This is a genomic window from Bacillus sp. MAG717A (assembly GCF_036884855.1).
In the GTDB taxonomy this organism is placed as follows: Bacteria; Bacillota; Bacilli; order Bacillales; family Bacillaceae; genus Bacillus; species Bacillus safensis.
The window spans coordinates 3239317-3252921 of the sequence record NZ_CP145733.1; the positions used below are offsets into that span (position 1 = coordinate 3239317).

Below are 13605 nucleotides of genomic sequence, written 5' to 3' on the forward strand. Positions count from 1 at the left end.
GGGAGAGGACAATGGGCAAAGCAACAGGTTTTATGGAATATAAAAGAGAAAAGCCAAATGAACGTGACCCTCTCACTCGTCAAAATGACTGGAAAGAATATTCAGCTCCTTATACAGATGACGTATTGAAGAAACAGGGCGCTAGATGTATGGATTGCGGAACACCGTTTTGTCAAATTGGTATGGAGATCAGGGGCGGCGTGTCTGGCTGCCCGATCTACAATTTAATTCCAGAGTGGAATGACCTGGTCTATCGCGGAAGATGGAAAGAAGCGCTCGAAAGACTGCAAAAAACAAATAATTTCCCTGAGTTTACTGGGAGAGTATGTCCTGCGCCTTGTGAAGGTTCATGTACAGTCGCTATTAATGATCCAGCTGTTTCGATTAAAAATATCGAACGCACGATCATTGATAAAGGCTTTGAAAATGGATGGATCACGCCAAGAATCCCTTCAAGCCGTACAGGGAAGAAAATTGCCATTGTCGGCTCAGGACCAGCAGGACTTGCAAGTGCTGATCAATTAAACCAAGCAGGACACGCTGTTACAGTATTCGAGCGTTCTGACCGCCTTGGCGGACTGCTGACATACGGCATTCCGAATATGAAGCTCGACAAAGAAGTGGTCGAGCGAAGAGTCAAACTTCTAAGACAAGAAGGCATTGACTTTGTGACGAACACAGAAATCGGCGTGGATATCACTGCCGACGAACTGAAAGAGCAGTTTGATGCGGTTATCCTTTGTACAGGTGCACAAAAGCAGCGTGATCTGTTGATCGAAGGCCGGGAAGCAAAAGGCATTCACCTTGCAATGGATTATTTAACACTCGCAACAAAAAGCATGCTTGATTCAGGATTCAAAGACAAAAACTTTATTGACGCAAAAGGGAAAGATGTGATTGTGATTGGCGGAGGAGATACAGGCGCTGACTGCGTCGCAACTGCACTTCGCCAAAAAGCAAAAAGTGTTGTTCAATTCGGAAAGCATCCAAAGCTTCCGGATACACGTGTAGGGGATAACATGTGGCCAGAACAGCCTTATGTATTCTCGCTGGATTATGCTTATGAAGAAGCACAAGCAAAATTCGGAGAAGATCCGCGTCAATATTCAATTCAAACCACAAAAATTGTGGCAGATAAAAATGGGAAATTAAAAGAGCTTCATACCATTCAAATGGAAAAGGTGAAAAACGAACAAGGTAAGTTTGAATTTCATGAGATTCCAGGGACAGAGAAGGTATGGCCTGCTCAGCTCGTCTTTATTGCAATTGGTTTTGAGGGAACTGAACAGCCGCTTGTGAAACACTTTGGCGTGGACAGCAAAAACAATCGCATTGACGCAAAGTATGGGGAATATACAACAAATGTAGAAGGCGTATTTGCAGCGGGAGATGCAAGACGCGGGCAAAGCTTGATTGTCTGGGCAATTAATGAAGGCAGACAAGTGGCGCACGAGGTAGACCGTTATTTAATGGGGAGTTCGGTTCTGCCAAAATAGGTCAAACAAAGGGTGTTACAATATAAAGAAAAGTCATGACCAACGTGTGGTCATGGCTTTTTATGATTCAGAAATGGTATGGTTGATCAACACTTTTTTACGTTTAAGCTGCGATACAACTAAACAGAGAAAGACAACTAGAACAAAAAGGGAAATGGTCAAAAAGCCAAACGTATACGAGCCAGTCAATTCTTTTAAACTGCCTAGAATATTAGGTAAAAAGAATCCGCCAATGCCTCCAGCAGCCCCAACAATTCCGGTCACAATCCCAATTTCTTTATGAAATACTTGAGGCACCAGCTGAAAAACAGCGCCATTCCCCATCCCAAGACACATCATCCCGGCAAATAAAAGCGCAATGACCACTGGTAAAGCTGGAAGACTGCTCACTCCTCCTAAGCAGATGCCGATGATTCCGAATAATCCAAGCAGCACTTTCATTCCACCTATTTTATCGGCAATGAGACCGCCAACAGGCCGAAAGAAGCTGCCTGCCGCCACACAAAGGGTCACAAAATCACCAGCGTGAATTTTCGAAACCCCATATTGATCCACAAAGAAAATACTGAGGAAACTGGAAAGCCCAACAAATCCTCCGAATGTGATCGCATAAAGCAGACAGAAAAACCATGTCGATTTCACTTGAAATACTGAAAAGTACGACCGAATCGGCTGAGGAGCGGGCTGATTTGGTGCATCTTTTGCAGTGAAAATAAAAAACAAAAAGACAAGACTTAACGGGATCAGAGCGAGCCCCATTACGGCATGCCACCCGTAAATCTCCGCAAGCCTTGGACCAAATAATGTGGATATCAGTGTTCCACTATTCCCGGCGCCTGCAATCCCCATAGCTACTCCTTGTAAGTGAGGAGGATACCAGCGGCTTGCCATTGGCAAAGCAACAGCAAAACTTGCTCCTGCTACTCCAAGCAAAATCCCAATCAGTATGAGCTCCGAAAGGGTTGTACCAGCGACAAACCCCCAAATGAGCGGAATGGTCGTTAAAAGCATTCCCATTACTGCTGTCTTTTTAGGTCCTATTCGATCGGTGAATAAACCAAGCACAATCCGAAAAAAAGAACCAGATAGAATCGGAATGGCAACAATCATGCCTTTCTCTACAGTGGATAAAGTAAAATCTTGCGCAATAAAAGCACCCAGCGCCCCTAACAAAACCCAGATCATAAAGCTCACATCGAAATATAAAAAGGAACCAAACAATGTCTTAGGATGACCACTTGATTTTAGTTCTGAGAGTTTCATAAAACGCCTCCTGCATTTTGAATTTTCTGACTTAAAGATAGCGAGTTCACTTATTTAATGAAAGTATTATGTGAGAAAAATTGACATGAATAAACACTTTTTTACAAGTGTGTGCCATAATCAATCCATACAATGTGTTGGAGCAAGAGGCTTAGAAAGGTTGATTTCAGATGGCAAAACGCAAACTTGTGTTTATTGGAAACGGCATGGCGAGTATGAAATGTATCGAAGAGGTCATTCAAAAGCAGCCAGAACACGATGCCATAACAGTCATTGGAAAAGAGAAGCACTCTGCCTACAATCGAATAAAACTTTCATCAATTTTACAAAAAAAGGAATCGTTAGATGGAATTCAACTAAAGGAAAAAGAATGGTACACCGCGCATGACATCACATTGTACAAAGGAGAATCAGTTGTACATATCGATACAAATCGAAAGTGTGTCATGACAGATGCGCGCCGGGAAATCCCCTATGACAAGCTCATCATCGCAACAGGTTCATCGCCGAATTTTCTTCCTATTCAGGGGGTGTCCAAAAAAGGGATTTACGCTTTTCGTACAATTGATGATTATGAGGCCATTTGTGCGGATGCAATGCGATATCAACGAGCTGCAGTGATCGGAGGCGGCGTGCTTGGTGTGGAGGTGGCAGCTGGTCTGCAAATTGCGGGGCTGGAAACCACCATCATTCATCATATGGAGCGGCTCATGCAGCGCCAATTAGATGAAACAGCTGCCGGATTATTACTTCGACAATTCATGCGAAAAGGCATTCAGGTGAAAACAAATGCCCATACCATTGCATGCTTAGGAGACGAAAGAGTAGAAGGGGTTCTATTGAAAAATGGCGACATCGTCGATGCTGATCTTGTTGTTTTTACAACAGGTATCCGTCCGAATATACAGCTTGCAGAGAATCATGGCATACACACGAGAAAAGCCATTGTCGTCAATGACGTGATGGAGACAAATATCCCGAATATTTATGCGATTGGAGAATGTGCAGAGCACAAAGGGATGGTGCACGGTCTTGTTCAGCCCATTTATGAACAAGCATGTGTGCTCGCTAAGCATCTTTTAGGAAAAAAAATCACACATACACCTCAGCCCATTTACTCAACAAAATTAAAAGTCCCTGACATGCCGATTTATTCTGCTGGATGTATTGAACATCATTCCCCATTTACGTCAGCTGTGACTTATTTAGATGAAGAGCAAGAAGTGTATAAAAAATTCGTCTTTGAACGTGAGGCGCTGGCAGGTATTTTATTCGTCGGAGAGCTGGAGAATGCCGATCAGCTTTTGCAAGATGTGAAAGTGGGACGTGATAAAAGTGTGGTCATGAAATCCCTTCATGAAAAGCAGCCATCCCCACTAGATTCATTAAAAATGGAAGACCTCGTCTGCCAATGTCAAAACGTTACAAAAGGGGCCATCTTAAATAGCATATCGATCCATGAGCTGACAAATTTAGAAGAAGTGAAAAAACAGACAGGGGCAGCAACCGGGTGCGGCGGCTGTCAAGAACTCGTACGTGCTTGCTGCCAGTTATCATCACATGAACAAACGGAATCGCATGTCTTTCTTTGTCCATGTACAGAAGTAGATGAGCAGACCATTTTTTCGTTTATTAAAAAGCAGCAGCCGGTGAATGCTGAAGAAATAAGAAGACATTTTCAATGGAAAACAAATCACGGCTGCGGCATCTGCCGACCGGCCATTCAATACTATCTCGAGCAATTTCAAGGATCGGTGGAAAAAATCAGCACTGCTGATCAGGAAGACATGTTGATTCCACAATTATATGGAGGCCGGCTTGATCTGGATTTTTTGAAGATCATTACGTCTTTGTTAGAGAACAGACTGATTGAGCAGGCAGAACTGACAAAGTATAAACGAATACGGCTCACCGGTGTGTCAAAACAGGCGGCACAAATCGTCAAAAACCATTGGCCAATTATGCCTAATGAGAAAAGAAGACTATCTCATATCCTTTCATGTGACTGCAACGATCCAGCTGTCACGTCACTTGTGATGGAGCTGGAAAGACAAGTAGAAGATACACTTTTACCAGCAGTCACCTCCATTCATATCATCGGCGCTTCCTGCTCATGTAAACTTGCCCTAATTGATGACATCTGTCTGAAGAAACAGCTGGGTGAATGGAATATTTATATAGGAGGCCAGCTTTTTTACACCTTGCCTCATTCAAGTGAACTTATTCCTTTTTTTAAAGCGCTGCTTGAAGAGTATAGAAAAAATGCTTACTTTCAAGAATCCATTGGCGATTGGCTTTCCAGAAATGGAAACATTTCTATTCGAGAAAAATTACTTGATGAGGAAAGAAGAGACGTGCTCTGTGCGCAATTTGACCAAAGCAGTCAAGGAAATGTAAGACAAAAGGATGTGAAGGTATGAGTCAATCTTTTTTACAATATGCCCAGCAAAAATCAAAGCAAGAAGAACAAAAGCGAGTGTTTTCATCCCAATGTCCTTTTTGCAGTATGCAGTGCAAAATGCAGTTAATTGAGCAGCATGTGGAAGGGCGAACACGCTATCAAACGATTGGCGTACACAATCCAACAACGCACGGCAGGCTTTGTATGAAAGGACAGCATGCACACCAGCACGCACTTCATAAAGATCGCCTGAATCACCCGCTGATCAAAAGAAACGGACAATTTGTAAAAGCGACATGGCAGGAGGCACTCGAAGAAATCAAAGCAAACATAAGATCCCTTCAGCTGTCGCATGGCCATGATGTGATCAGTGTGTACGGAAGCGCATCAATTACAAATGAGGAAGCATACTTACTCGGGAAATTTGCAAGAGTGGCGCTGAAAACGAAATACATCGATTATAACGGCAGACTATGTATGTCTTCGGCAGCAACTGCCGCAAATCAAACATTCGGACTTGACCGTGGTCTGACCTTTCCTCTAAGCGACATCAAGCATGCACGAGTGCTGATATTGGTCGGAACGAATATAGCGGAATGTCAGCCAACCTTCCTGCCCTACATCGAAGAGGCGAAAAAAAACGGGACATTTCTCATCGTCATTGATCCGCGCAAAACACCGACAGCCCAATTAGCCGATTTACACGTCAGCCTAAAACCAGGGTCAGATGCTGCACTGGCAAACGGCATATTGCACATCATGCTGTATGAACATTTAATCGATGAATCTTTTATTCATCAACGAACGTCAGGTTTCCAAGAATTAAAGGAGCACATCTCCCACATCTCCCTGCCAGACATTGCTGAGCAAACTGGCGTGACGATTGATGTGATGCAGAAAATAGCAAGGAAATTCGCGCAAGAAAAGACAGGTATGATTTTTACAGCAAGAGGCATTGAGCAGCAAATAGACGGAACAGCCTCTGTGCGTAATTTCCTGAATATTCTGCTTGTTACTGGGAAGATCGGCCGCTTCGGATGCGGCTATGGCGCAATAACCGGCCAGGGAAATGGCCAGGGAGCAAGAGAGCATGGGCAAAAAGCAGATCAGCTCCCAGGATATCGAGATATCTCAAACCCTGCTCACAGAAAAGAAATGGCTGAACGATGGAACATTGATGAAAAAGAACTCCCAGGAAAGGGCGTGTCTGCTTTTGAGATGTTTGAAAAAATGCAGGCAGGTGAGATCAAAGCACTCTTTTTAATGTGCTCAAATCCTGTCCAGTCAGGGCCGAACGCGCACTTGATTCAGCAAGCCATCAAGAACTTGTCCTTTTTTGTTGCCGTAGATTTATTTATGTCTGAGACAGCTGCAATGGCAGATGTAATTTTACCTGCTTCGTCATATTTAGAGGATGAAGGTACCGTGACAAACGTAGAGGGGCGCGTTACGCTTAGAGAAGCAACATATCCACTTAAATACCAAAGAAAACACGATTGGCAAATCATTTGTGAAATAGCAGCTGTATTAGGCAAAGGAAGCCATTTTACCTTTTCATCCGCAGAAGAGATATTTGAGGAATTAAGAGCCGTAACGAAAGGTGCAAAGGCTGATTATTCAGGCATAACCTATGAAAGGCTAAGGAAGGAACAAGGCATAAGGTGGCCTTGTACTCATTTAGAAGACCCGGGAACTGAAAGATTATTTGAACATGCATTCTCACATTCTGACAGTTTAGCGAAGTTTGCCGTCGTCACACACGGAAAAAAAGCTGCAAAGGAACCCGTCAGTCAAGAATACCCTCTTTATTTAACGACCGGCAGGGTAATGGCTCATTACCAAACAGGCGTTCAAACAAGAAGGAGCACCTCTCTTGTTGCCAGACAGTTTGAAGCATATGCAGAGCTTCATCCTGACACAGCGAAAACGTATGGACTTCAGCACGGGGAGCTCGTGACCATCAAGTCAATAAGAGGAAGTGCCATCGTCAGATGCCGCATATCAGACACCATTCGAAAAGATACCGTGTTTGTTCCATTTCACTGGAGCAAACATCAATCAATTAATCAATTAATCGATGATCAACTAGATCCGCACAGTAAAATGCCAGGCTTTAAATATTGTCCTGTACAGCTGTCAGCCTACGTGAATGAAAAACTATGTGAGAAATTTTAACATGTATTTTCCATCTATGTTTAGATTATGGTACTTTCTAAAAAATGATCACATGAGGGGTGTTTTTTCATGAAAGAAAAACTCGTATTAGTGGGGAACGGTATGGCCGGCATTCGAAGCCTTGAAAACATTTTAAAAACAGATGGCGAACGATTCGACATGACGGTATTTGGGACTGAACCGTATCCTAACTATAACCGAATTCTTTTATCGAAAGTGCTTCAAGGGGATACCAAGGTCGAAGATATTACGTTAAACGATTGGAACTGGTATCAAAAGCATGATATTCAGCTGTTTATAAACGAGACCATTGTGAAGATCGATACAGAGAACCGAACAGTCACCAGTGATCAAGGACGGATCGTGCATTATGACCGATTGATTTTAGCAACAGGGTCACTTCCATTTATCCTGCCAATTCCAGGGAGTGACAAAAAAGGCGTGACAGCTTTTCGTACATTGCAAGACACTGAGGAAATGGTCAATGCCTCTACTATGTACAAAAAAGCAGCAGTCGTCGGAGGCGGACTTCTTGGGCTGGAAGCAGCACGCGGTCTATTAAACTTAGGCATGGAAGTAAATGTGATTCACCTCGGCTCTCATTTAATGGAACGCCAGCTAGACCCTATTGCAGGCCAGCTTCTTCAAAAAGCATTAGAAGAACAGGGTATGAAATTCCTGTTAGGAAAACAGACAAATGAGATTTTAGGAGATACAAGAGTAGAAGGTTTATCATTTTCAGACGGCACTACACTTGAGGCAGACCTAGTCGTCATGGCGGTGGGAATTAAACCAAGTAAAATGCTTGCAGAAATTAGCGGGCTTGAAGTGAACCGTGGGATTATCGTCAATGATTTTATGGAAACAAGTGTACCGGGCATTTATGCCGTCGGAGAATGTGTGGAACACAGGGGACAAACGTACGGATTAGTTGCTCCTTTATACGATCAAGCAAATGTACTTGCCAAGCATGTATGCGGCTTAAACCCCGCTCCATATGAAGGCTCTGTTCTGTCAACACAGCTGAAAGTATCAGGAGTTGATGTATTTTCAGCTGGTGACTTTATTGAAAACGATGAGAAAAAAGCGATTAAGATTTTTGACGAACAAAAAGACATCTATCAAAAACTCGTCTTCCAGCAAAACAGATTAGTAGGCGCTGTCATGTTTGGAGAAACAAGCGACGGACCTCGTTTATTTTCGTACATTAAAGAAGGAGTAGATATGTCGGATATGGAGAAGGTATCTGTCTTAACCTCGAATGATCCGGCGAAAGAAAGCACGATTGACAGCATGGCAAACGACCATATCGTTTGCGGCTGTAATGGCGTATCAAAGGGGCAGATTGTGGAAGCCATTCAGAAAGAAGGCTTAACAACGTTTCAGGAAGTCAAGCAATGTACAAGTGCCTCACGATCATGCGGAGGCTGTCAGCCCGTTGTCGAAGAGATTCTTTGGCATACGCTAGGTGAGGATGCAAACCGAACAGCACAAAAAGAAACCATCTGCGCCTGCACCACTCTTTCACGAGATGAAGTCATTCATGAAATCAAAGAAAAAGGCTTGCAGCATGTCAAAGAAGTGATGAATGTACTTGACTGGGAGACAGAGGAAGGCTGTTCAAAATGCCGCCCTGCACTGAATTATTATTTAGGCATGCTTCATCCACTTGAGTACAAAGATGAAAAGAGCTCACGCTTTGTAAATGAACGCATGCATGCCAATATTCAAAACGATGGCACCTATTCGGTTGTTCCGCGAATGTACGGCGGCGTTACCAATGCAAATGACCTGAGAAAAATTGCCGATGTCGTCGACAAATATGAAATACCGCTTGTGAAAATGACTGGCGGTCAGCGTATCGACCTTCTAGGAGTCAAAAAAGAAGATTTACCTAAAGTGTGGGCGGATTTGGATATGCCATCGGGTTATGCATATGGAAAATCTTTAAGAACGGTCAAAACATGTGTTGGAGAACAATTTTGCAGGTTCGGCACGCAAGACTCCATGGCTCTTGGAATTGCACTTGAAAAGAAATTTGAAGGTCTTGCGACACCACATAAAGTAAAAATGGCCGTCTCTGCTTGTCCTAGAAACTGTGCAGAGTCTGGAATTAAAGACCTCGGCATTGTGGGAATTGATGGAGGTTTTGAATTGTACGCCGGCGGAAATGGCGGCACACACCTGCGGGCTGGAGATTTATTAATGAAGGTCAGTACAGCAGAAGAAGTAGAGCAAATGGCTGCAGCATACCTGCAATATTACAGAGAAACAGCAAATTATTTAGAAAGAACCTCTGCTTGGGTTGAACGACTTGGGTTAGATCACATTCAATCAGTGCTCCTAGATGATAAAAAACGAGCAGCCTTAATCAAAAGATTGGACATTGCACTTTCAACATATGAAGAGCCTTGGCAGGAACTTCGTGAGAGTCAAAAAGACACGAGACAATTATTTCAAAAAGCGACGGCTTCCGTATAAACTAATTGAAGGGATGAGATCATATGACAGTTTCGGTTGTTAAAGTTCACATTGGCACCCTATCAGATTTTCCGCTCCAGCTAGGGAAAACAGTTGACGCCGGTACACTTGAATTAGCTGTTTTTCAAACCTCTAATAAGCAGTTCAAAGCCATTGAAAATCGCTGTCCTCATAAAGGCGGCGTTTTAGCTGAAGGGATGGTCAGCGGGAACCATGTTTTCTGTCCAATGCATGATTGGAAGATTGATCTTTCGTCAGGAAACGTTCAAGCGCCAGATCACGGATGCGTTAAAACTTTTGAAACATTAGTTGAAGGGGACAATGTGTTTATTTTATTGCCTTCATAAATGGTTTAGAACCTTCCTTACATGTATATGCTGTATATAAATGCAGCATGAAAGGAAGGAATCTTTGTGCCGTTCGTTAATATTTTAATTGAACTTTTAATCGGATTTTTTGCTTTATTTTTTATTACAAAATTATTAGGGAAAACACAATTTGCACAAATCACGCCGTTTGATTTTATTTCTGCACTGATTTTAGGTGAAATGGTCGGAAACGCCATTTTTGATCCGGAAGTCAGGATTCAGCACATTTTATTTGCTGTTGCGGTATGGGGCGTTCTCATTTATACAGTTGAATGGCTTTCACAGCGCTTTAAATCCATTCGTGCGTTTTTAGAAGGAAGACCTACGCTTGTGATTGATAAGGGGAAGATTCACTACAACCGGTTGAAGAAGAATATGCTTGATATCAATCAGCTGCAGACACTGGTTCGGGCAAAAGGCCATTTTGCCCTGAATGAAATTGAATATGCCATTTTGGAAACTGACGGCTCTGTCAGTGTTCTTCCGAAAATGAAATACGCACCAGCCACAGCAGAAGATGTGAACGTGAAGGAAAAAGAAGTCAAATTGCCTAGAACGTTTATTATTGACGGCGAAATTTTAAAAGATGATTTACAAGAAGCCGGCTTTGATGAATCCTGGCTGAATAAGCAATTAAAAAAGCAGCATATTTCCTCTTATCGAGACGTTCTATTTTGTGAATGGATTGAAGATGAAGGGATTTATGCGATGCAATATGAAAAGTCTAAAAAAACATCCACAACATAAAAACGTGGGTGTTTTTTTATGCGTGTATGGAATAGGATCAAAAAGAACGTTTGATGAAAACGTTCACAAAAAGAGGAGGAGATATGTGATGAAATATAGAAACGTATGGATTGTCATGGTCTTGTCTTTATTTCTTTTTGACCCCCCTTCACTTCAAGCAGCAGAAGCCGGGCATAACCGCGTCCTTGTCGTTGATCAAAAGGGAAGCGGGTCATATCGCACCGTTCAGTCTGCCATTGATGCGATTCCAGCAAACAATCAACAACCGGCAACGATCTATATTAAAAATGGCGTATATAAAGAAAAAATTTTACTTCCGCAAAATAAGCCACACGTATCCTTTATAGGCGAAAACCAGCACAAGACGATCCTTACGTATGATGATACAAATGCAAGCAGTGGCAGTACAACAAATAGCTCAAGCACAATGATTCGTGCAAACGATTTTTATGCAGAAAATATTACCTTCCAAAATACAGCTGGAAGACATGCTGGTCAGGCTGTGGCGCTGTATGTGTCTGGCGACCGGGCTGTGTTCAAACAAATACGTGTGTTAGGTTATCAAGATACACTTTATGCAACAGGCACAGGGCGGCAATATTATGAAAACTGCTATATCGAGGGCACGGTCGATTTTATTTTTGGATCAGCCACCGCTGTGTTTAAAAGAGCTGAAATAAAAAGTCTTGGAAATGGGTATATTACTGCAGCATCCACAACAGAAGCGCAAAGGTACGGCTACGTATTCATAGATTCTACGTTGAAAAAGGGAGCGGCAGCTGCGCAATCGGTTTATTTAGGACGTCCGTGGAGACCTTATTCGGCTGTGACATTCCTTCATACAAAAATGGATGACCATATAAAAGCAGTGGGATGGCATAACTGGGATAACCGTGACAATGAAAGAACGGCCAGGTATAAAGAATTTGGATCGACAGGAGCGGGGAGCAGTCCAGCAAACCGCGTAAAATGGTCAACTATTTTAACCAATAACGAAGCAAGTCAGATCACGGTTCAAGCAGTTCTTGGCGGAGCCGATGGCTGGAATCCAGAAAAGAGGTAAAGGGCTTGTCAGTTTTCGTCAAAGAAAGCTGACTTTTCTGTTTAAAAAACCTTTGAGAACAAACGTTCTTTTGTGTATAATGAACATATTCTTCTAAAATTTGCTGCAACAAAAAGGAGGAATTGCGTGAAGCGTTTATCAAAGCTCATGTTTTTACAAATATGTATCCTGTCGATTTTATTTATTCCTTTTTCAGCGAAAGATGAACAGCTCACAGCTCGTGACGATTCACTGGCTTGGATGACCGCTTTAGACGAATTCATACGAACAGCACCCGATTTAGAGGGCGCGATCTCTGGCATCAGCGTCCGCGATACTTCTGACACCTCTCTTCTTTATGAACATCAAGCCGATATTCGTCTTACTCCTGCTTCTAATATGAAACTGCTCACATCAGCCATCGCACTTGATATACTTGGAGAAACACACACATTCCCTACAGACATCTGGATGGATGGTTCCATTCAAAAGAAAACGCTACATGGCAGCCTTTATCTTCGTGGCACCGGCGATCCGACTTTATTAGAGGAGGATTTTGCGGCACTTGCCAAACAAGTCAAAAAGGCCGGAATACATACCATTCGCGGACAGCTTGCGGCTGATGACACTTGGTTTGATGACACGAGATACTCCATTGATCTTCCTTGGAGTGATGAGGATCAATATTACGGTGCACAAATTTCTGCTCTCACGGCTTCACCGAATCAAGATTATGATGCAGGGACCGTGATTCTCGAAGTAAAACCAGGGAAAAAAGTAGGACAGAAAGCCGCATATGAGATGATACCGAAGACGGATGTCGCTCAAGTCATCAATCAAGTAAAAACAGTTCCAGAAGGCGAAAATAAGAAAATTTCTTTTAAGCGCTCTCACGGAACTAACAAGATTACGTTGACTGGAACCATTCCGGTTAAAGCAAGCTCATCTAAACAATGGGTAGCTTTATCGGATCCGGCCGCCTATGCTTTAGACTTAATGAAACGAGCGTTAAAGGCGGAAGGGATTCAAGTAAAAGGATCGCTGAAAGCAAAACAAGTTCCTAAAAAAGCCAAAAAAATCGCCTCCCATACATCGATGCCATTATCAGAGCTGCTCGTTCCTATGATGAAATTAAGCAACAATACACATGCAGAAATTTTGCTAAAGGAACTAGGTAAAAAAGTGAAGAACAAAGGGAGCTTTGAAGCTGGGCTGGACGTCATGAATGAACGGCTTCCTGCGTTTGGCATCGATCCTTCGCTTACAGTTTTGCGTGACGGATCAGGGATATCACCTATTAACCTTGTCTCTGCTAACCAGTTCACTTTATTTTTGACAAACATTCAAAAGGAAAGATGGTTTAAAACCTATGAACATGCGCTCCCTTTAGCAGGGGTAAGTGAACGAATGGTGGGGGGCACGTTAAGGAACAGATTGAAAGAACCAGCTACACTAGAAAAAGTACGTGCAAAAACAGGGTCGTTAACAACGGTCAGCACACTATCTGGATATATTGACACGCAGGGCGGAAAAACGCTCGCTTTTTCCATCTTGTTAAATCACCTTATTGATGACGAAAAAGGGAAAGAGATAGAAGACCGTATTGTCAGCATATTAGCTGAGAATCTTTAG

The 13605-nt window shown here is 42.8% G+C and carries 9 protein-coding genes; 8 read left to right on the top strand and 1 reads right to left on the bottom strand.

Annotated elements, in window-relative coordinates; translation table 11 throughout:
* Window positions 1-11: 11 nt before the first annotated feature.
* A complete protein-coding gene (gene gltD, locus V6Z54_RS16850) occupies window positions 12-1496 on the top strand; it encodes a glutamate synthase small subunit (RefSeq protein WP_039179183.1) in 1485 nt (494 codons plus the stop codon).
* Window positions 1497-1556: 60 nt separating this feature from the next.
* On the opposite strand, the gene V6Z54_RS16855 is transcribed toward gltD, so the two are convergent.
* Window positions 1557-2759 carry a nitrate/nitrite transporter gene (locus tag V6Z54_RS16855; protein ID WP_075611505.1) on the bottom strand — a complete coding sequence of 401 codons (1203 nt, stop codon included), beginning with the start codon at window positions 2757-2759 and terminating at the stop codon, window positions 1557-1559.
* Window positions 2760-2929: 170 nt separating this feature from the next.
* Between V6Z54_RS16855 and V6Z54_RS16860 the strand changes: the two genes are divergently transcribed.
* From V6Z54_RS16860 to dacB, 7 genes are all read left to right on the top strand, one after another.
* A complete protein-coding gene (locus V6Z54_RS16860) occupies window positions 2930-5179 on the top strand; it encodes an FAD-dependent oxidoreductase (RefSeq protein ID WP_338527512.1) in 2250 nt (749 codons plus the stop codon).
* Window positions 5176-7335, top strand: a complete 2160-nt coding sequence (locus tag V6Z54_RS16865) for a molybdopterin oxidoreductase family protein (RefSeq protein WP_073979186.1) — start codon at window positions 5176-5178, stop codon at window positions 7333-7335. The genes V6Z54_RS16860 and V6Z54_RS16865 overlap by 4 nt, the downstream gene beginning before the upstream one ends.
* Window positions 7336-7404: 69 nt before the next feature.
* Window positions 7405-9816, top strand: coding sequence for a nitrite reductase large subunit NirB (gene nirB / locus V6Z54_RS16870; RefSeq protein WP_269103416.1), 2412 nt, complete (start codon window positions 7405-7407; stop codon window positions 9814-9816).
* Between the two features lie 23 nt (window positions 9817-9839).
* On the top strand, window positions 9840-10163 hold the full coding sequence (gene nirD / locus V6Z54_RS16875; protein WP_041085616.1) for a nitrite reductase small subunit NirD: 324 nt from the start codon (window positions 9840-9842) through the stop codon (window positions 10161-10163).
* Window positions 10164-10229: 66 nt separating this feature from the next.
* A complete protein-coding gene (locus V6Z54_RS16880; protein ID WP_041085614.1) occupies window positions 10230-10931 on the top strand; it encodes a DUF421 domain-containing protein in 702 nt (233 codons plus the stop codon).
* A gap of 88 nt (window positions 10932-11019) precedes the next feature.
* Window positions 11020-11994 carry a pectinesterase family protein gene (locus tag V6Z54_RS16885; RefSeq protein ID WP_041085612.1) on the top strand — a complete coding sequence of 325 codons (975 nt, stop codon included), beginning with the start codon at window positions 11020-11022 and terminating at the stop codon, window positions 11992-11994.
* Window positions 11995-12120: 126 nt separating this feature from the next.
* Window positions 12121-13605 (top strand): D-alanyl-D-alanine carboxypeptidase/D-alanyl-D-alanine-endopeptidase, encoded by a 1485-nt coding sequence (gene dacB, locus V6Z54_RS16890; RefSeq protein ID WP_073979183.1) that lies wholly within the window; start codon window positions 12121-12123, stop codon window positions 13603-13605.